Origin of the sequence: Leptospira kmetyi serovar Malaysia str. Bejo-Iso9 (genome assembly GCF_000243735.2) — a bacterium.
GTDB classification, from domain to species: Bacteria; Spirochaetota; Leptospiria; order Leptospirales; family Leptospiraceae; genus Leptospira; species Leptospira kmetyi.
This window is the reverse complement of record NZ_AHMP02000003.1, coordinates 256,325-276,161: the sequence shown is the minus strand read 5'-3', so window position 1 is coordinate 276,161 and position 19,837 is coordinate 256,325. Positions and strand designations below refer to the sequence as shown.

General features: G+C 45.3%; 20 protein-coding genes. 4 read left to right on the top strand and 16 right to left on the bottom strand.

Going from position 1 to position 19,837, the window contains the following annotated elements; all coding sequences use genetic code 11:
- Positions 1 to 4 precede the first annotated feature (4 nt).
- The 9 genes from LEP1GSC052_RS03700 to asd form a co-directional block, all read right to left on the bottom strand.
- Positions 5 to 1,312 (bottom strand): EscU/YscU/HrcU family type III secretion system export apparatus switch protein, encoded by a 1,308-nt coding sequence (locus tag LEP1GSC052_RS03700; protein WP_020986314.1) that lies wholly within the window; start codon positions 1,310 to 1,312, stop codon positions 5 to 7.
- Positions 1,309 to 2,088, bottom strand: coding sequence for a flagellar biosynthetic protein FliR (gene fliR, locus LEP1GSC052_RS03695; RefSeq protein ID WP_020985928.1), 780 nt, complete (start codon positions 2,086 to 2,088; stop codon positions 1,309 to 1,311). Before fliR ends, LEP1GSC052_RS03700 begins: the two co-directional genes overlap by 4 nt.
- 6 nt (positions 2,089 to 2,094) lie before the next feature.
- Positions 2,095 to 2,358 (bottom strand): flagellar biosynthesis protein FliQ, encoded by a 264-nt coding sequence (gene fliQ, locus LEP1GSC052_RS03690; RefSeq protein WP_010574483.1) that lies wholly within the window; start codon positions 2,356 to 2,358, stop codon positions 2,095 to 2,097.
- Positions 2,355 to 3,152, bottom strand: a complete 798-nt coding sequence (gene fliP, locus LEP1GSC052_RS03685; protein ID WP_207764992.1) for a flagellar type III secretion system pore protein FliP — start codon at positions 3,150 to 3,152, stop codon at positions 2,355 to 2,357. The genes fliQ and fliP overlap by 4 nt, the downstream gene beginning before the upstream one ends.
- Positions 3,153 to 3,191: 39 nt before the next feature.
- Complete coding sequence (gene fliO / locus LEP1GSC052_RS03680) at positions 3,192 to 4,004, bottom strand: flagellar biosynthetic protein FliO (protein ID WP_423789954.1); 813 nt, start codon at positions 4,002 to 4,004, stop codon at positions 3,192 to 3,194.
- 2 nt (positions 4,005 to 4,006) lie between these two features.
- Positions 4,007 to 5,071 (bottom strand): flagellar motor switch protein FliN, encoded by a 1,065-nt coding sequence (gene fliN, locus LEP1GSC052_RS03675; RefSeq protein ID WP_020986134.1) that lies wholly within the window; start codon positions 5,069 to 5,071, stop codon positions 4,007 to 4,009.
- 262 nt (positions 5,072 to 5,333) lie between these two features.
- The gene (locus LEP1GSC052_RS21195) at positions 5,334 to 5,477 is read right to left on the bottom strand and encodes a hypothetical protein (protein ID WP_020986120.1); all 144 of its coding nucleotides are present in this window, start codon (positions 5,475 to 5,477) and stop codon (positions 5,334 to 5,336) included.
- Between the two features lie 158 nt (positions 5,478 to 5,635).
- Positions 5,636 to 5,965 (bottom strand): DUF971 domain-containing protein, encoded by a 330-nt coding sequence (locus LEP1GSC052_RS03670; protein WP_010574478.1) that lies wholly within the window; start codon positions 5,963 to 5,965, stop codon positions 5,636 to 5,638.
- 102 nt (positions 5,966 to 6,067) lie between these two features.
- The gene (asd, locus tag LEP1GSC052_RS03665; RefSeq protein ID WP_010574477.1) at positions 6,068 to 8,299 is read right to left on the bottom strand and encodes an archaetidylserine decarboxylase; all 2,232 of its coding nucleotides are present in this window, start codon (positions 8,297 to 8,299) and stop codon (positions 6,068 to 6,070) included.
- A 63-nt stretch (positions 8,300 to 8,362) separates the two neighbouring features.
- On the opposite strand from asd, the gene LEP1GSC052_RS03660 reads away from it, so the two are divergent.
- Positions 8,363 to 9,244, top strand: coding sequence for an LIC_11366 family protein (locus LEP1GSC052_RS03660; RefSeq protein ID WP_010574476.1), 882 nt, complete (start codon positions 8,363 to 8,365; stop codon positions 9,242 to 9,244).
- A gap of 76 nt (positions 9,245 to 9,320) precedes the next feature.
- Here LEP1GSC052_RS03660 and LEP1GSC052_RS03655 read toward each other — a convergent pair whose 3' ends face one another.
- From LEP1GSC052_RS03655 to LEP1GSC052_RS03630, 6 genes are all read right to left on the bottom strand, one after another.
- Positions 9,321 to 11,465, bottom strand: a complete 2,145-nt coding sequence (locus LEP1GSC052_RS03655; RefSeq protein WP_010574475.1) for a 7TM diverse intracellular signaling domain-containing protein — start codon at positions 11,463 to 11,465, stop codon at positions 9,321 to 9,323.
- Between the two features lie 62 nt (positions 11,466 to 11,527).
- Positions 11,528 to 12,724 carry a sterol desaturase family protein gene (locus LEP1GSC052_RS03650; RefSeq protein WP_020986198.1) on the bottom strand — a complete coding sequence of 399 codons (1,197 nt, stop codon included), beginning with the start codon at positions 12,722 to 12,724 and terminating at the stop codon, positions 11,528 to 11,530.
- Between the two features lie 6 nt (positions 12,725 to 12,730).
- A complete protein-coding gene (locus tag LEP1GSC052_RS03645) occupies positions 12,731 to 13,516 on the bottom strand; it encodes an SDR family NAD(P)-dependent oxidoreductase (protein WP_020986013.1) in 786 nt (261 codons plus the stop codon).
- Between the two features lie 166 nt (positions 13,517 to 13,682).
- Positions 13,683 to 14,483 (bottom strand): hypothetical protein, encoded by an 801-nt coding sequence (locus tag LEP1GSC052_RS03640; RefSeq protein ID WP_010574472.1) that lies wholly within the window; start codon positions 14,481 to 14,483, stop codon positions 13,683 to 13,685.
- Between the two features lies 1 nt (position 14,484).
- The gene (locus LEP1GSC052_RS03635; protein ID WP_020986467.1) at positions 14,485 to 15,246 is read right to left on the bottom strand and encodes a hypothetical protein; all 762 of its coding nucleotides are present in this window, start codon (positions 15,244 to 15,246) and stop codon (positions 14,485 to 14,487) included.
- Position 15,247: 1 nt separating this feature from the next.
- Positions 15,248 to 15,889: a hypothetical protein gene (locus LEP1GSC052_RS03630; protein WP_040913265.1), complete on the bottom strand. Its 642-nt coding sequence runs from the start codon at positions 15,887 to 15,889 to the stop codon at positions 15,248 to 15,250.
- Positions 15,890 to 16,152: 263 nt separating this feature from the next.
- On the opposite strand from LEP1GSC052_RS03630, the gene LEP1GSC052_RS03625 reads away from it, so the two are divergent.
- On the top strand, positions 16,153 to 16,818 hold the full coding sequence (locus LEP1GSC052_RS03625; protein ID WP_010572104.1) for a glutathione S-transferase family protein: 666 nt from the start codon (positions 16,153 to 16,155) through the stop codon (positions 16,816 to 16,818).
- Between the two features lie 76 nt (positions 16,819 to 16,894).
- The gene (locus tag LEP1GSC052_RS03620) at positions 16,895 to 17,131 is read left to right on the top strand and encodes a hypothetical protein (protein ID WP_010572103.1); all 237 of its coding nucleotides are present in this window, start codon (positions 16,895 to 16,897) and stop codon (positions 17,129 to 17,131) included.
- An 11-nt stretch (positions 17,132 to 17,142) separates the two neighbouring features.
- Here the strand turns inward: LEP1GSC052_RS03620 and LEP1GSC052_RS03615 are convergent, their stop codons facing one another.
- On the bottom strand, positions 17,143 to 19,098 hold the full coding sequence (locus LEP1GSC052_RS03615) for a M3 family metallopeptidase (RefSeq protein WP_040912813.1): 1,956 nt from the start codon (positions 19,096 to 19,098) through the stop codon (positions 17,143 to 17,145).
- On the opposite strand from LEP1GSC052_RS03615, the gene lsa23 reads away from it, so the two are divergent.
- Positions 19,082 to 19,795 (top strand): surface adhesion protein Lsa23, encoded by a 714-nt coding sequence (lsa23, locus tag LEP1GSC052_RS03610; RefSeq protein WP_040912811.1) that lies wholly within the window; start codon positions 19,082 to 19,084, stop codon positions 19,793 to 19,795. The two genes, LEP1GSC052_RS03615 and lsa23, sit on opposite strands and share 17 nt — an antisense overlap.
- The last annotated feature ends 42 nt before the right edge of the window (positions 19,796 to 19,837 follow it).

Sequence of the window (19,837 nt, the reverse complement as noted above, 5' to 3'; positions counted from 1 at the left end):
CCTCTTACACGGCTCTCCGGAAAGATTCCAAACGAGAGAGAATCGTCGCGATCGCGCGATAGAATTGCTGTGGAACTTCCGCGCCGAGTTCCACTTCTTCGTAAAGACCTCTCGCTTGAAGACGGTCTTCCACGGTGGGAACCCCGTTTTCTCTTGCGATTCTGATAATCAATAATGCGAAATCGTCCACACCTTTTGCGATCACGATCGGAGCCTTGTGAATTCCCGGTTTGTATTCGAGAGCGACCGCGAAGTGCGTCGGGTTCGTGATGACCACGTCCGCTTCGGGAACCTTTGCGAGCATCTTGCGTTTGTTCATCATGTCCCGCGCGAGTTGTCTTCTTCTCGCCTGGAGAGAACGGTCCCCGTCCGATTCCTTAGCTTCTCTCTTCGCTTCGGAAGGAGTCATCTTTAAGGATTCTTCATATTCGTATCTTTGATACAAGTAGTCCACGATGCTGATCGCGAGAAGAATGATCCCCACGAATAAAAAGATTTTGAACGAACTGCTCATAACGAGAGCGACCGCTTGTTCGAGTCCCATTTCTCCCGAAAGAAGAATCGGAAAAAAATCCTTACTGATGATGATGTAGGAAACCCAACCGATGAGAGCAACCTTCGCAAGGGACTTTCCGAGGTTAAAGAGCGTCTGACGTGTGGGCAAAACCTTCTTGAAGTTCGGTTGAATTCTACTGAAGTTAAAACTGAGCGCGCGGGGTGCGAAGATAAATCCCACCTGCGCCACGTTTCCGATGATGGCCCCCACGAGAGTGATTCCGAGCAAAGGCCAAAGTAAGGTGAACAAATCCGTGGACGCGGTTTTTAAAAGTTCGGTCACGGATTCGGAACTGATATCGGTTCTTTGTCCTACGCCGTGAATATACTTGCGAAGAATGTAAAACGTTCTCATGAAAAAATATTCTCCCATGAGATACACGAGAATAACTCCGGCAAGAAGCACGACCGCGGCCGGAAGTTCGGGAGATTTTGGAACGTTTCCTTTTTCACGTTCTTCCCTTCTTCTTCGTTCGGACCCGGGCTCGGTTCGGCCTTCGTCTTCCGCCGCAAAAAGTTGAAGGTCGATCCGGAAATCGGCCGCGTTAGACGAAACTGCGAGTTCGTTTGTCGGAGGTACGACAAAAATCGCCGAGAAAAATTTGAGTGGATGAAAAAGGCGTTTCGTGATAGAGAAAAATTCCCCGATCCTTCCCACCACCTCACCCCACCACCCTAAGTGTGGGTGGGGCGCGCTTTGATTCACGGAGTTTGTCGGAACTGCGACAATTTTTTCGAGTAGATTCTTCCCTTTCACTTAGGCCACTCCCGCAGCATAAGATTGACCTTATCAAAAGAAAGATCAAACGCCGCTCCCATCTGAGACACCAAATACGGAGTGATAAAGATCATCACGATCAAACCGATCGAAACCTTAATCGGAAAGGATAACTGCAAAATATTGAGCTGCGGAGCCGCTTTCCCCATGAGCGCCTCGGAAACGGTGACGAGCAAAATGATCCCGAGAACGGGAAGAGACAACTTAAACGCGACGAGAAACATCGCTCCCACCGCGTCTTCCATCGCCTTATAAATTCCGTTTTGAATTTCCGGAGTAAAACGAAGAACCTGAATCTTCTCAAAAGAATATGCGAGACTTTCGAACATGATCCGATAAGCGCCTAACGTGAGAAAGAGCAACATACCCAAAAGATTTTTGAGAGTGCTGATGACGGGCAAACTGGTCTGAGTCACCGGGTCCAAAATTTCGGCGTAACCGAAACCAAGCTGGACGTTGAAAAATTCTCCGGCCATCTGAAACGCGGCAAAGATCAAACTGATCAAGAAACCGAGTAGCATTCCGATCAATGCCTCGGCCATCACGACAAGACCGTAACTTCCCATGTCCCCCGGAACCGGAGGAAGAAAACCCGCAGTAACCGGAAAAAGAATCACGGCGACCAAAAAGGAAAAAATCATCTTCTGCGGAACGCTGATCGACGGATACGAAAAGACGGGCGCGACGGACAACAACCCCATCAATCTCGAAAGGATCAGAAGAAACACCTGAAAATGATTGATAAAGTATTCCATAATATTCTAAAATTTCTCGATCATCAAAAACAGATTCCGCGTATAATCCGTCATCGTCTGGATCATCCACGAGGAAAAGATCACGATCACGATAAAAATCGCGACCAACTTGGGAACGAACGCGATCGTCGGTTCCTGGATCGAAGTTGTGGTCTGTAAAATTCCTATGATAAGCCCAACGACCAGGGCCGTCAAAAGAATCGGAGACGAAATCTTCAACGTGATATAAAGCGCGTCCCGGATCAAAGTCATCGCGTCGAGTTCCGTCATTTATAACTCCTCACCAACTCGTAGACGATCAGGTTCCATCCGTCCACAAGAACGAATAGAATCAGCTTAAACGGCAAACTCACCATAACCGGAGGAAGCATCATAAGACCCATGGAAAGAAGAGCGGAAGCGACCACGAGATCGATCACGATAAAAGGAATGAAGATGATGATCCCGATCCAAAAGGCCTTTTTGATTTCGCTTAACATAAACGCGGGAATCAAAACATAGGAAGGAACGTCGTCGAAGGATTCCACCTTTTCGACCTTTCCGATTTTTAAAAATAATGCGACATCCTTCGCACCCGAGGTTCCGATCTGACGCATCATAAATTCCCGGATGGGAACCATTCCTTTGTCAAAGAACGCGTTCGTGTCGATCTTACCTTCGAGATACGGAGTTAGAGCGCGCTCGTTTACCGTATTCAAAGTCGGAGCCATAATGAAGAAGGTCATAAAGAGTGCGAGCCCCATCATCACCTGGTTCGGCGGAAGGTTCTGGATCGAAAGAGCCCTTCTCACGAAGTCCAAAACGATCACGATCTTCGTAAAAGAAGTCAAAGACATCACGATCGCGGGAGCCAAGGAAAGAATCGTGACCAGAAAGAGAACCATCAGAGACAAACTGGTTTCTCTCGGACCCTTCGCCTCGTTTACGTTGATGTTCAGGTTGGGAATCGGAATCCGAGTTCCCGCCGATTGCGCGTCCAGAGAAAAGAATGAGGAACCTACGGACAAACCTGCGGCGAGCAAGAGTATCCAGGTTATGTTCTTTATAAATTTTTTATGTCTCATTCTCACTTGAAAAACAATCCTACTCAATTCGTTACAGGCCTATCTCAAATCGAAAAGCCCGCTTTCGAGCGAGCTTGTTTTTTCTTTGAGTTCGTCCAATTTCTTTCGGGCCTGCCTTCGTTTTTCTTCCCGATTGGCCCCGCCCTTCTCGCTCGTATCCGGCGGTCCCTCTTGGGTTCCGGAAATCCGAGAATTCAAGTCCTTGATCTGTTCAAGAACAGTTACTAAAAATCCGCCCTCGGGCGGTTGAAAACTTTCTTTCTTCTGAAGAATCCTATGTTTTACTTCCGGATCCTCGATCTCCGTGATCAGATTGATTCCGTTGTCCGCAACACCGAGAACCAACAATCTTCCCGAGATCTCGACGATCTGAAGTTGTTTGTTCGGCCCGAGCATCAGACTCGAAAGAATATTCATCTCGCCTCGAACCGGAAGTCTTCCTTCCCGATTCTTAGATACGTATTTTAGAATATAATAAAGTGCCGCACAAAGAAGTCCTAATATAAATACGACTCGAAAGAGTGTTCCCGCAATCCCCGGCCCCTCGTCGCTCGGACGATATCTTTCTTCCACCGGATTCGGCGCGGTTTGGGTTTCCGCGTTGGAAGTTTTTTCTCCCGTGTTTCCCGCCGTTCCGGAAGTCGAGGAAGAATCCGCCTTCTTTTCTCCGGAATCGGAATTCTTCTTTTCGTCCTTGGAAGAAGAAGATTGACCCAATTCTTTTTTGAGGGCTTCGTCCATAAGCTCTCGTTCGGATTGAGCCGATAAGGAAACAAAAGCAAAATTGAATATAAGAAATATGGCAACAACGGAACCGAGAATTCTCCCGTCCGCTCGGAAGGCCCCGAAAATTCTCACTTGCCCTCCGGCTTGATCCGATCGGTGGGGCTTACGATATCCGTTACACGCACACCAAAGTTTTCGTCGATGACCACAACCTCGCCTTTGGCGATCAGCTTTCCGTTTACCAAAAGATCCACCGGTTCACCCGCGAGTTTGTCCAACTCGATGATCGAGCCTTCTCCCAAACCCAGAATGTCTTTGATATACATTTTGGTTCTTCCGAGTTCCACGGTGACGCTCATCTGAACGTCCATGAGAAGATTTAAGTTCGGAGTGTTGGAAGCGCCGCTTGCGGTTCCCAGATTCGGAAACGCGACGGACTTTACGGACATGGAGCCCGCGGACATTCCCATTCCGCCCATACCCCCCATTCCCATTCCACCCATATCCCCGCCCGCGCTGCCGGAACGACGATACAGGTTTAAAAGATCGGCGGCAGTGGAAAGAGAAAGTAAGAATTGAACCCGAAAAGAAGGGATGCTTTCGATCGTAAGATTGAAAAATACGCGAACCACACTTTCTCCGTCCGGCAAAACCAAGGCCGCCGGAGAAGTTACGTTTCTCGTTTCGGAAGGAGATCCGTTGACCCCGCCTCCGGTTTTGGTGCTGATCTGAGAGATCAAAGCCCCCATAACGGGTGTGAGAGAATCTCGAAGAGTCTGCATCTGAGCCTCGTCCAATTCTCCAGAATCAAAACCGCCCATCATGGAGTTTGCGATCTTCACCGCGTTTTCCGCGGACATAGCGAGTACGACTCTTCCGTTTACGCTTCCGGATAACGTGGAATATAAAAGAAATGAACCCGACTTGAGTTCGGATTCGACGTCCTTACGGGATTTTGTTTCCACGTTCGGATTTAAGAATGCGGAGGATCGGGAGAGAACGGCGCCTAACGTGTTCCCGGCAACTTGAAAACAAGAAGATAAAAGATCCGACAGGATATCCCGGTCCACGGGGGACATTCCCGGAACGTCTTTTTGTGCGGCCGCAGATGCTACCGCCCCCGGATCAAACGAATCGCTCGCTCCGGCTAATAATGCGTCTATCTCTTCCTGTGAAAGGGAACCTTCGCCCATTTTGGGAACTCTCCCGGGAATTTTAGTTAATGGGACATAAGAAAAGAGTTTTTGTCACCTCATTTTTTTCTTCCCAACTTGATTCCACCCAATTTTCGGGGTAAAACAACCTTTTTTCGGAAAAAAACCAAAAGATGCGCGGACCGATGCAACGATTCAGGACAATTCAATCGATCCGATTGGAACTTGTCCTTCAACTTTAGAAATGTATGAGTTCCCACATTTTATCTTGAATCTAAAACTTCGCAGAAACCCGACCGTTTCAATCGGGCGATTCTTCGATTTTCCAAATTCTCAAATGAGGCGGACAAAAATCTTCCAGAAGATCCATAAGTTCCAACAATCGATCTTCGTATTTTGCAAGTTCGGGATCTTCTCGAAGTTCCTTCAAAACTGCGTAAGCCAAATTCTTCCGACCGCCCGCCCTCTTTAAAATCTCGTAAGGCTTCGATCAACTCCGAAAAATCTTCGGTAAACAATCGAGATCTCAGTTCCGAATAAAGATTCTTCATAGTCTCTCGAAATTCGACAATGTTTTGTCCCGGAGTAGCCAACTCCAAAAATCTAAAGAGTTAAATCCCCGCCCAAGCCGTCCGCGAGCATTCGAAGTGCGTCGAAAGAATAAATTCCCGTGAGATGATTGTCGCTCCAAACCGGATTGATCGCGTATCTTCCTACCTTGTTGACCGAATAGAGTCGGATCGACTGAATTCCTCCGGTGGTAGTTCCTACTTTTCCGCCGTGTCCTCCCTTGCATACGACACAGGGACAACGTTTTCTCAGATCGAGAAGTTCGAACGTGGACGTAACTCCGTCCTTCCAGGTGATTTTTAGATGATTGTCGTCAAAGTCGATCTGATCGGGGGTCGTCGCTTTTAAACTGAGTTGAGCCATTTTGTAAGAGTTCCTACATTTCGAAGATCGCGAGTTTCCGTGTGAGTTCCTACATTTCCCGAACTTGTATGAGTTCCCACACGTTCCGCGATTTCAAAAAAATCATTTCGGAAGTTTGCACTTCTTCGCCAAAAACTTACCGATCGTCGTCCCGTAGAGAATCTTTTCGTTCACCGCCAAGGATTCAAACTGAAACGTATCCTTTTCCATCAAAAGAATCACGGTCGATCCCATCTCAAAACGACCAAGCTCCGCGCCCTTGTCGATCATAATCGAAACGTCCTTGTATTCGACCGTCCTTGCGGTCCGGATGAGCGTGTTCGTAACGATCTTATTGTCGTAGGTTACTCGAATTCTTCCGACATTCGAAGCGCCGACTTTAATCACCGCGACCTTTCCATACTCGGTTTGCAGATACGTAATCAATCTTTCGTTTTTCGGAAAAAGACCTCGAATCCCGAACACGGCAAGTTCGTTCACCGGAAATAATTTTCCGGGCTCGTAGTAATACCCTAAAATTTTACCATACGCGGGCGAGTGAATTCTATGATAATCCTGTGGGGAAAGATAGAAGGTGATGTATTTTCCGTTCGTAAAATCGTCGATGAACTTGGAAGCACCTCCTCCCAAAAGTTCCTTGAGATTGTAATCCACACCCTTCGCTTGGATGATGATTCTCTGGTTGATGTCTCCGTAACCGGTGATCCTCGCGTCGACGGGAGAAACCATTTCGTTGTCCGCGGAGTCGATGATTCTCGCTTCTGCCTTTAAGGCTCTTGTAAAGAATGCGTTGAGAGAATTGTATTCCTGAATCTCAAGCTCGGCTTCGTCGACGTTGATCTTGTAAGCCCTTGCAAACGCTTTCAAAATCGGAATCAAAAGAAAACGAGGAAGTCTGGAAGAAGCCAAAAGTCCGAACAGTCTCGAAAGTAAATTCTTAGGAACGATGGAAAGAACGAGAAGATAAAAATCCTTCAAGACTTCGTATCTCGCCCCGCTTTCGGTTAAGAATCGTTTGAGTTCGGTTCTTGCTATCTTTTCCAAAAGAACCAAAGAAATCAAAACCGGAACCGCTGTTATAATCGAAAGAGAATATCCGAGACCGAACGCCTCGAAAAGAATCTGTTCTCCGTTTTTTACGTACAGATAAGCGACGGCGAGAATGGTGATCAAGAAGAGCATTCTAAAAAAGTTCGCAAACTTTTCACCGAACACATAGAGAGCGTTTTGTTCTCCCGTATAAAACCAACCCGTGATCGAAACCACACCCAACAACAAAAACGAACCGAAGAACGCGAGATGGATCGGATTGGTGCTTCCTTGAAAAAGCGCGTTTACGAACAACATCTGTTCTTCCATCTTAAACGCGCCGTAAGAAGAAAGCGCGTAGATCACAAGCGTCGATATGATAAAACCTTCAAAGAAGGTGGCGAGCATACTCACCAAACCTTGTTTCGCAGGAAAATCCGTTCTTACAACTCCGGACAAACCCGCGCTTTTTCCGATCCCGGTTTCGGTGGAAACGAAAAAGATTCCCGATGCCATGCTAAAGGTTCGAGCAAGAACAAAACTTCCGCCCGCGACGGCGGTCAAAGGCTGAAACGCTTCTTGAAACGAAAGCCAGAGAAAGTCCTTAAAGTTCATGAGAGAATTCTTAAATAAGAAAAAATAACCCGCAAAAAACAATAGGATCGCGATCGGAGCCAGATAAGCGGAAATTTTTCCCACCCTTCTCACCCCGCCTAACACGATGAATACGAGAATCACAGCCAACAAAAACGGAACCGTCATACCGGTCACGTCGAACGCGCGATTGGCGATATGGGTCACATACAACATAGGAACCGCGCCGCCCATCACGAGAACGGTCAAAAGTCCGGCGATGGCAAAACTCACGGCGAGCCATCTCGCTTTGAGAGCGCTTTCTATAAAATACATAGGACCGGAAAGATATCTTCCCGAAGCGGTTTTGGTTCTAAAACGAATCGCGAGCGTGGAAGAAACGAATCGAAGAGGCATGATAAAAAAGGAAGAGATCCAAATCCAAAACAAAACCCCCGGTCCTCCGATCATCAAGGCCAGAGCCGAACCGATCACCGCCCCCGGAACGAGAGAAGACGCGGTTCCCGAAAAGAACGCCTGAGAATGAACGAGTCTTCCCCGGGAACCCTTGTAGTCCATGTTGCCCGAGAAAATTTTTACCGCAAGAAAGAGGAACCTAAGTTGGGGAAACCGGAGTCTGAAGGTCAGATAGATCCCGATAAAACTCAGGAAGTAAAAGAAGGGTTTGAGTAAATCCCAATCGAAAAACTGAAAAAAATGAAATTGCAACATGGCCCACCCGATCGAAACGAAAATCCGCTTTTTTTGGAAGTCCTTGCTAGAAATCCTGTAATTATGAGGGCTACCAGCAAAATTTTCGGGATCTCATTCTGTGTTCTCTTTTTTTTCCCATTCTTCCCTTTTCCTGAATCCGCTTTGAACGCCGAGGGAGAATTTCCCAAAACCAAAGCCCATTCCACTAAACCCGCGCTGGAAATCCCCACCGAGGAAGAACTCTACTGGGAACTCGGGCTTCGCGCCGGAATCGGTTACAAGGGCGAAGATAGACTCAATTCTTTCCTTCGGGGTTTTACGGACACGTATGATCCGAGAGTCGCCTCCAAAACCAAACTCGATCCTCCGAGCCATGTGTCTCAGGGAGAATTGTTTCTCCGCAGAAAGATCAGCACCGAAAGCCGGGTCGGTTTTATTGGCGGTTATCGAGAATGGCAGAAGTTCGGATTGAAACAGGTTTCTTCCGAGCCGTTTTATACGGATCTCAGTTTCAAACTTTCCAATCCGTATTTTCTTTTGATGTATTGGTATGAATGGAATTACAAACGTTGGATCTTTCAAGGCGGGCTCGGCGCCGGGATGTCCCAGGTATATTGGGATTCCAAGGGTTATGCGACCTCGGGAAGAGAAACGTTTCGTCAGGAAGGTTCTTTGACCGGAACCGGAATCGAGTTTCGTTTGGAAGGAACGGTCAACCGAAGAATCACCGAGTCCACAAGTCTTCAACTGGGAATCGCTCTTTCTTGGATCAACATTCCTTCCTTAACCGGAACCTTCAACGGACAAACGGCGAGTTTTTATCTGAGAGAGGACGGAAGCGTAACTCCTCTGACCGAATCCACGAATCAGGCCGCGATCTTAGTCACGAATCAATTCTCGCGTAAATTGGAATTTCAGGTTTTGACGACGACTCTTTTCCTAGGAGTCGCTCAGAAGTTTTAAGACGAAGCGGAAGCGGTCGAACGATTTATATCGAACGGCTCTGCTTTGATCGAACGATCCGCAAACCCGAAAAATTTCAAACGTCGAAAGATGTTTTTTCCCGTTTGTAACGAAGCGGCTTTTTCAAATACTTAATCAGAAGAACCCGGTTTCCTTTTTCGTTAAACCGAACGATATCGAAAACACGGCGGGTCATCACGATCCCTCTTCCGTGGGTCAAACTCGTTTCGTTCAGCTTTTCGATGTCTAAGTTTAGAATTTTCTTATAATCGAAACCTTCTCCCTCGTCCGTGATGAGAAATCCGATCCTTCTCGCGTTTAGGGAATACGAAACCTTTACGGTTCTATAGTTGTAGAACGTTTCTTTCTGACGTTCTTGGATAAATTCGAGATAACGTCCTTGGTTCAAGGCCTCGGTTTTTTCGTCAAAACTGATCGCGAGATTTCCGTGTTCTATGGAATTGATTACGATCTCCCGAATACAAGTGCGGATCGCGATCACGATTTCGGTTCCCACAAAACTCGAAAGGTTTACGGTCAGAAGCCTGCTCAAAAGATCCGCGTTTCGGAGATAATTGTTCAAAGTGAAGTGCATGGATTCGCTTACGATGAACTTGGAAAGAATATCCTCGTTCAGTTCATAAGCCTTTCCTAATATACCTTTGCGGTCCCCGAGATCCAAAAGCTGAAGACGAACCCGAATCTGTCTCGGTTCCAGAACGAACTTCTGCCTGAATTCTACGGCGAACTCCGAGCTTTTTCCCCGTTTTAAAAGTTCCTCGATCTTATCCCGGGCCAGAATTTTCGCGTAGGATGCGTCTCCTCCCGTGGGAACGAAGATGAGATCCAAAAAATCCCAGCCGATCACTTCTTCCGGATCGAAACCGAGCAGTCTTCCGAGGGATTTATTCGCGTTTCGGATCTTTCCGTTCGTATCCATCGTAAAGAGAAATTCTTCCGATTCTTCGAACAAATTCTTAAATCGTTTTTCGGAACGTTCCGCGACGAGTTTCGTGCTTCCGAGTTCCTTGATCTTAGCGGACAAAACCTTGGATAAAACCTTCACACGATCCGCAAGACCGATTCCCATAAAAACGACGTGGAACAAGGAGGAGATTTCGATGATCCACAACCGAAGACTCCAATCCTTCATCCATCCGCTTTGCAAAAATAAAAACAAAACCGCGCCCGAAAGCAAAACCGTCCAAGCGGAAAGAAAGTAGAATGCGCTTCCCTGATTCCACGCGATGCTTCGGATTCCGTTGATAAAAAGAAGAATCACAAAACAAAAGGATAAGATCAAACCGATCCAAATCCCGAAACGCTCGGGAATCAACAGGGAGCCGAGCGCGAAAAACAATAGTAGAACTTGATAATATTTGAATATTCGAAAGGAAAGTTTCGAACGGTTCTCCAAATCCAGATAAACCGCGACAAAAAGGGACATCAAGGAAAGGGAAACCATCAGAAAAAACGGAACGCTCGAATTGGTCCAAAGAACCGCGTTCGGCCAGAGAACCTGAAACCCGAAACCTTCCAATACGAATTGAAAGAAAGAAAAACCGGAGATATAAAGCGCGAAGTAGAAATAATTCCATTCTTTCGTATACGCGTATAAAAGAAGATTATAAAGCGCTAATATCAACATCGAGCCGAAAAACAATCCGAACAAAAACTGTTCGAAGATGACCTTCTGATAGAACCCGAGCGCGGAATAATAACGAAGCGAAAGTTGGATTCTGGAATCGGATTTGATTTTCAGATACACGGACTTGTTCGTTTTAGCAAGACCCACCGAAGGAAAGGCTGGGTTTCGATACTGAATCGGACGAACCCCAAACGGAAGCACGTCCCCCGCCCTGTAAAACGGGGATTCTCCCTTTTTTAAATCGTAGTATTCGACGAGATCCACGTCCGGAAAACGATATTCCACGATCCATCGGATCGGTTTATCGGAGGAATTCTCCACGTTCAAACGGACCCAAACGGAAGCATTCGTATATCCTAATGAATGAATATTCGAAGAATTGAATTTACCGGCTTCGGCCAATTCCCGGACCTGGGCAAAACTCAAATTCCCCGTAAAATCCTCGTAGTATTCGTAGGAATCCTCGAATCCGGAGGAAGAATCGTCCAGATTTACGAGATCGATTCCGAATACGGGCCGGGCCAAAAGATAAAGACAAAGCGCGAATGTCCCGATTGCTTTTTGTTGTTTCAACACGACTTGCCGATCCCGTTTCCGGTCATGATTTCAAATTCTTCTTTCGTTACAACTCGGGTTCAGACGAAAAACAGAATCCAAAGAAGAATCGCTCCTCCGAGCAGAAGCAAACCGTGTTGTATTTTTCCCAGAGGCCCTCCGTCCAAAACGATTCCGGTATGTCTGAATCCGTAAAAGACGTAAAGGATCACGGGAAGAATTTTCCAAAGCGCGAGATTCCCCGATTTAAAATATCGAACGAGCGCCAGGGAAACAACGGTCCAAAGAAGAAATTCCAAAACTCCCCAAACGGTTCTTTGTTTGGTTACGATCGGATCGAACTTCAGATATTTCTTTCGATCGATTTCCTGGGGGAGAAGCGAAGGCCCGATGCTGGCCGGTCTCCAACCCGGAGGTTTTAAAAGAATCAGAATCTTTTCCTTAAAACTTTTGGTCTTTTGTATCAAGGAAAGAATTTCCTCATACACGTGCAGGTTCGTATAAACGGGATCAAAGGTCGTCACCGGTTTTGTAAGTCCGTAAACGGGCTCCTCTTCTTCCCTCGCAAACGAACCGAAAATCCGATCCCAAATGATCAGAATTCCACCGTGATTTTTGTCGATGTATTTCGGATCTCTTCCGTGATGCACTCGATGATGCGCCGGTGTTACGAGGATTTCTTCCAAAAAACCGAGTTTGCCGATCAATCTTGTGTGAACCCAGAATTGATAGATCTTTAGAATTCCGTGAGCGAGCAAAAACGCCTGCCAGGGAACCCCGCAGAACGCGATCGTAAGATTGAACCCGTATTCGAAAATTCTCTGGAAGCTGGATTGACGCAACGCCACGGAAAGATTGAATTCTTCGCTGGAATGGTGCGTAACGTGACAGGCCCAGAGAAAGTTGATTTCGTGCGTGGCCCTATGAAACCAGTAATAAACGAAGTCCACGGCCAAAAACACGAAAACCCAACCCGCAAGATTCTTAAAATCCGCGTGCCAACCCAAATGATCCGCCCAGATCGGAGACCCGAGCGGAATTGGCGGAACTCCGAAAAGAGTTTGCAAAGAATAGAATATTCTAAATTTCTCATACACCCAAAGGGAGCCGATCGTTACGAGAACTCCCGTCAGCGAAAATAGGATTCCGGTGCTTAGATCCGCGACCGTATCGTTCCATCGATATACTTTTTTACCGGAAACTCGGGAGTAAAAAACCTCCAGTCCGATCAGTACTATAAAAAACGGAACCGCTAAATCGATGATGGAGCCTTGCATTCTTTCTTATCCGTTTTGATTCAAAAACTTGGCGATCTTTCGGATGATAAAACGCGGAGTGATTCGTACGCTTTGGGCGAGAATCCAATTCAGAACGCCGGAGATCACGACCGGCTTTCCTTTTTTCAAAGCCTTGTATCCGATTTCCGCGACTTCTTTTGCGCTCATGATCGGAGCCATCGGGTTGTTGAGAAGTTTCGACTTCGTGATTTCGGCTCTTTCAAAAAATTCAGTTTTGGTCGGTCCGGGACAAAGCGTGGTTACGGTGACTCCGTCCTTGTAAACGTCCTCGTGGATCGCTTCCGATAGGGAAAGCACATACGCCTTTGTCGCATAATAATTGGCCATGTTCGGTCCGGGTTGAAACGCCGCGGTCGAAGCGACGTTCAAGATCTTTCCATTCTTCCGTTCCACCATACCTTGCAGAAACAGATGCGTCAACTCCGTCAAAGAAGTCACGTTGACTTGGATCATATCGAGTTCTTTTTTGAGTTCCATTCGATCGAATCTTCCGCTCGTTCCGAAACCCGCGTTGTTGACGAGAATCTCCACGACCGCTTTCGATTTTTTTGCGAAGTCGAAAATTTTCTTGGGCGCTTTCGGATCCGCGAGATCCACGGAAAGAATATCCACCTTTACCTTGTTTGAGGATTCGATTTCCTTCTTCACCTTTTTCAAAGTCTTTTCGTTTCTTGCCACGAGTATAAGATCGTATCCGTCCGCCGCGATGAGTTTACTGAGTTCGTATCCGATGCCGACCGTTCCGCCGGTGATGATTGCCGTTTTTGCCATTTGAAGATTCCTTTTGACGGTCGAAATTATTCTCTTGAAAAAAGAGAGAAAGACTTTTTTAGGATCCATTTTAAAAGACCGAATCGTTTTCCGAATAAAATAAAAAAGCCGCTCGGGAAAGTAACTTTCCGAAGCGGCTTTAAGGAAATATAGATTCTAAAACTTCTTAAGATTTAGGAGGAAAAATTCCTTGAACCAATTTTAGAATACTTTCTTGAAACTTTGATTTAGCCGAATCCGCAAAATTCCACTGAATATAGATCGTGGAAATTTTTTCGTTTTCTCCGCTTTGCAAATCTATTAACTGAAGCCTAACTCCTACGATCGATCCGCCTTGGCGTATCTCCGAAGTTTTCGTTTGAACGTTTCCGCCGGAATTGTTGTTATTGTTATTGTTGTTATTTTGCTGCGCTGAAATCGCTTTCGTAAACAACTCATTTCCCGGAGTACTGAACGCCAACGGAGCAAGAACATACTCGATATTCTTCTTTTTTAATTCGTCTCTTAGAGCCGGACTAATCGGAGCGAAAGGATTTTTAAAAGTTTTTTGAATTTCAGTAGCTAATCTTTTTTCATCCTTTTCATCCAGGTATTGTACGGAAGGATTTTCCGTAGAGATCGCCGTTTTCAAAGAAGAGTAAAGGGTTCCTTCTAAAAACAATTTAAAACTTTTTCGAGCGGCCGAATCTTGAAATTGTTTTCTAGGATCGACGGTAATTTCGACGATACCGCCCTTTTGTTTCGGTTTGCTCAGCGCATTCTTTCTCTGGTTTTCAGCGAAAGGATTGTAATAGATTTCCTCAGCGATATGATCGCTGTAGCTTGGCAGGATCAAAAGAACTTTCGAACTTCTAATATCCTTATCTTCGGGTAAATAATTCGCTTCGTAATGAGCAAAAGAAATACAATTTGCCAAAATTAGAATTGCGAACGCAATCGTTAGGTTTAAAATTCTTTGTAACTTCATCTTAATGCTCCAATACCTGCCCGATCATTGTATCAATCTGAGCGCTTGATTCTTCCACGCCGCCCGTTCCTTGTACTGTACGGATCGTGCGAATGTTCTTACCTGTCTTCAAGTCGACGACGAAGTAAGACATCGTATAATTTTCATAAACGGATTTTCCAAAGTAAACGGGAAGCAAGAACCAAATATCCGTAGTGTTGATCGCGGGACGATAATCCACAAGAACGGGAAGGATCGCATAGTCTTCCTTAAGTTTTAGTGCTTTAAAATCGCCTTCTAAACCTTTCAAATCGGCCACAAAAAAATCATCGTTCGAATTCGAAGATTGTCCCAAAACTTGAAGTTGTTGTGCCCCCGGAGTACCCATAGCTTGAACTGCGATGGAAGTCGTAAGTTCGCTTCCGACTAATAAAGAAACTCTCTCAGCCTTTTCTTTTTCCCAAACCGCAGTGTAGATTTTGGAAATCGATTTCGTAAATCCGGCGTCGCTTAACGATTTCTTAATATCCGAAGGAGTTGATTGAACGTAACTCGGATTTCTAGTTTTCAAAGCGTCCAAACGAGAATCGATTTCCTGACTTACCGCAGCGGTAGGATAAACGTTCAGTGTCGGAAGGATCGCCCATTTTTTCGTTTTGAGTTCCGAAAGTTTCGGTTTCGGATTGGAGGAATACAATCGCGCGGTATAATATCCGCCGCTACAAGCGGCGTTCAAAACAACCGCAAACATCAAAAGCACCAATGAACTTAATGTTTTTTTCATATTAATTCGCATCCTTAGCATTTGCCAATCCATTGATTAAAACTGAACCCAATCCTTTTCCTCTCGCCGGTCCCGCTTGAGGAGAAACTTCACGAGAAGTGAATTCTTGAAAAAGAAGATTGGAATTTTTAAGATCGACCAAAGAAGCGGAATGAAAAATCCCACGACCGTTTCCATTTGTGGTTTCGTAAAAAAAACCGCTTCCGATCATAAGAATCGTAGAGGAAAGAGGAAACGCATCCTCGTCCGAATAAACCACTAAAATCTTATCGGTACCTAAAGTGGAAGAAAGTTTTGCGAGCAATGCGGAGTTCGCTTTAACCGCAATCGGATCGTGAAAATTGATCTTAGTAAGTTCCGTATCCAACTTCGCGTCTTGAATTTTCTTACGACTCTCGCGAAAGGAAATCATTTCGATTCCTGGAAGATCTTTGAACTTATCTTCGAATTTATTTAAGAACGCCCTTTCATCGACGAAACCAAAACGTTTAACGATATGGTTTTCGTGAATCAAAGCGATTTTTCCTTCTACAACAACGGATGGTTGTGACTTATATTGTTTCCCGACCGAATAGCGATGACAATTACCGGAAAATGCCAGCACAATAACGACGAGAACCAACAATGAGAATGTATTTTTCATCATCGGATCCTTTTGAAATCAGTTATGAGTTTTTGTTTACAAATCCCAAGATTCTATAAATTGAATACTACTTTTTAACATAACAATTGCGAATTAGACACTTTCTAAAAGAAAATATACCTTGGAGAATAAAACCTACTTACTTGAGTAAATAGGCCCTTTTTCGAATTTCAATCGAATCCGATCCGAAACCATTAGATTCGGAATTATAACAAAACAAAAAACACTTTCCCAAAGATCCGATCCGTATAGGATTCCTCCTCATGATCAAACTGCACGGCGCAAGCATCAGCAATTACGTAAACAAAGTAAAACTAGGGATCTTAGAGAAGGGATTGGAATACGAACAACTCAGGGTGGCGCCTTCTCAAGAAGAGGAATTTTTAAAGATCAGTCCTATGGGAAAAATACCCGTGTTGGAAATCGACGGGAGGTTTCTCTTCGAATCGGGGGCTATTTTAGAATTCTTAGATACGATTTATCCGCAGGAACCGAAACTGATTCCCGAAGAACCTTGGGAAGCCGCGAGAGTCAGAGAGATTACGACGATCATAGAAATGTATTTGGACATTCCCGCGAGAAGAGTTTATTTACCCGCGTCGAGAGGAAAGGAAGTTTCACCCGAACTCGTGGAAGAGATTCATTCGTCGTTGATCAAAGGCGTAAAGGCTTTACAAAGAGTCGTGAAATTCTCCCCTTATATCGCCGGAGAAAAATTCACCATGGCGGATTGTTCCGGCTTTGCGAATTTATCCGTGATCGACGAGGAGCTTCGAACGATTTATCCGGACAATCATCCCTTGGACCAACTCAAAGGTTGGAAAGAATATTTCGAATTTATGAAATCCAAACAAGGACCGGCCTTGGTGGAAAAGGAAAAACAAACGCTTCGAAAAATCATTGCGAGAGCGAAGGCAAAAATCGAATAGTCGCCTGAAATTCTTAACCGAGCTTCCAAAATTGATTTGACTCTCCCGGTACGGGAAATAGCCTGCTCTGGTCTTTATGGAACCAGAAAAAGTAATTTCGATCCCGATCCGGGAACTTCCACATCTCAAAGTTCTCTTGGCCGGCTGGTATAATTTTCTAAAAGAAAGTTACGATCAAAAACTGATCAACCAGAACGAATTCAAAGACGCACTACGCAGCAACGTCGTTTACAATATCGACCAGGATCAGGTGGAAGTGCTTTTGGCCGGAAAGGAATCTCTGCTCCAAAATTTCAGAAAAAGCCTTTCCTAATCTTTCCTCGATCAAGCCGCATTTTTTAAACCGTACAATTTGAGAAGGGAACCCACATCCGGATCTCTTCCCAAAAATCTTTTGAAAAGAACCATCGCGTTTTCGCTTCCGCCCTTTTCCAAAATTTCGCCGAAATACGCCTTGCTCAAGTTCGGATCAAAAACTCCCCGATCGACAAACGCAAAGAAGGCGTCCGCGCTCATCACTTCCGCCCATTTGTAACTGTAATAACCCGCGGCGTAACCGCCCGAAAAGATATGGGAGAATCCGTTCTGAAAACGGTTGTATTCCGGAGGAATGACGACCGAAACTTCCTTGCGAACATTCTGAAGAATCAAATGCACCTCTTCTTCGGTGTGTTTTTTTTCATGGATGAGAATATCAAAAAGGGAAAACTCGAGTTGTCTTACGATCCCCATCGCGGAAAGAAAATTCTTCGTTTCGTTGAGTTTGGCGATCATAGAATCCGGAATGGTTTCTCCGGATCTATGATGTTTTCCGAATATTTTAAGAACGCTCGGAGTATATGCGAAATTCTCCAGAAACTGAGAAGGGAATTCTACGGCGTCCCATTCCACACCGTTGATTCCGCTCACGGGAGGTTCTTCGATCTTCGTACAAAGATGATGAAGCGCGTGACCCATCTCGTGAAAGAAAGTGACCACGTCGCTGTGTTTCAAAAGCGAGGGAGAATCCTTTGTCGAAATCGGAAAATTGCAGACTACGAACGCAGTCGGATGGACTTCCTTTCCCGCGATACGATTTCTGGAATACCAGTTGTGCATCCAAGCCCCGCCCTGTTTGTCCTTACGCGCTTCGAGATCCAGATACAAACGAGAAAGAAGTTTTCCGTCCTTATAGAGGTCGTAAACCTGAACCTTTTCTTCCCAAATCTGCGCCGTAGTTTTTCTGAATTCCAGACCCAAAAGCTCATTCAAAAATTGGAATGTACCCGAAACCACCCTCTCCTTCTCGAAATAAGGACGGGTTTGTTCCTCGTCGAAATCGAATCTAGATTTCATCAACTTCTCGCTTACGAACGCTGTGTCATAGGCTTGCAGAGAATCGATCGAAAGAGTTTTTGCGAAAGTGGAAAGATCCAAAAATTCTTTTTCGGCGATCGGCTTTGCTTGTTTTGCAAGATCTCTTAAAAAATTCAAAACCGTTTTACCGGAATCCGCGACCTTGGTAGCAAGGGAAAGTTCGACGTAGTTCGAATAACCGAGAAGTTTCGCCAATTCGTTTCGAAGCGCGAGAATCTCCTCGATCAACTTTCCGTTTTGTGGAGCCTTTGTGGTATAAGCCTTATATAACGTTTCTCGAATGGACCGATTCGGACCGTGAGTCATATACGCGATGTAACTCGGCATTTGAAGCGTAAAACGATATTTGCCGTCTTCGGTTTTCGCGGCGTTCAAATCGGATTCGGGAATTCCTTCCACGTCCTTCGGATCGTCGAGAACGAGTTCGAACGAGTTCGTCGCGTCCAAAAGATTTTGGGAGAATTGATTGTCCACGTCCGCCAGTCGGATCTGAATTTCTTGGATTCTTTTTTTGATCTGAGGATCCAAACCGATCCCGCTGAGTTTAAATTGAAGAATGGAATCCGTTAATACTTTTTTTTGCGGAACGTTCAACGAGGTTTCTTCGTTCTTTAGAATTTCCTGATATACGGAATTCAGTTCCTCGTTTTGACCGAGATCGGAATAAAAAGCCGTGATCTCCGGAAGAACTTCCGTATAAAGCGCCTGGATTTCCTTGGAATTTTTTACGCTGTTCAAATGCGAAAGAACCGTGGATTCCACCTGCATTTCCTGAACGAGATCGTTCAATGGACGTATGACGTTCTCGTATGTTCTTTCCTTTTGGGAAAGAAGGATCGGAAGTTCTTTCCGAATCGTTTTGATCTTTTCCAAGATCGAATCTTTGGTAAGTTCGGGAGAATCGGTTTTGAATTCTGGTAACATCACCGTCAATTTCTTCCCTCCCTTCGAAACTTCATCCACTTTTTCCGATTTGACTCCGAGCGTCCGCGCGATAAAACACGAATCTATGTTCGATTCTAAACTGATCCGATTCGGGTTTACCATTCTTCTGTTAACCGGTTGTTCCCCCGCAAAAAAAGAACTCCCCCGCTTCTCATCCGAGTTGGAATGTTCGAACGAGGAAATTCCGATTTGGATTCAACCTTCGGACGACGTAAAAGACGGAAACGATTTGGAAATCATTTATTGCAATAAAAGGGAAACTCCGAACGGAAAACGGATCGAACTCAGTCTGGTATTTCGGGACGAAAGACATCCTTCTTTTTGGAAGGACGCCGTATATAGAATCTATCGGGGTTTTAAATACGGAAGACACAAGGACATCGAAAGTCTTCGTTTGCAATTTTCGAATACGGGAGAATTGTCCACGGTTCATCTCAAGAACGTTTATTCAGGAGATCAAAAATTTTCGCAAGATCCGGTTCAACATTTCGATTCCGTTCTGAAAGCCGAAGCATTCTCGAAGGAGGAAAAGAAACCGATTCTTTACATCAACACTTGGAATCATATGTTTTCCGAAAAGGATCAAAATCCGGAACTTTCCAAAAAGAAATTCAACAACGTCGAACTCCGCACCGGAAGCAGAGAAGAACTCGACGCGTTTTATTCTGGAAAATAAAACTTTTCCATACGATTCGAAACAAAACACTGGAAAAAACCG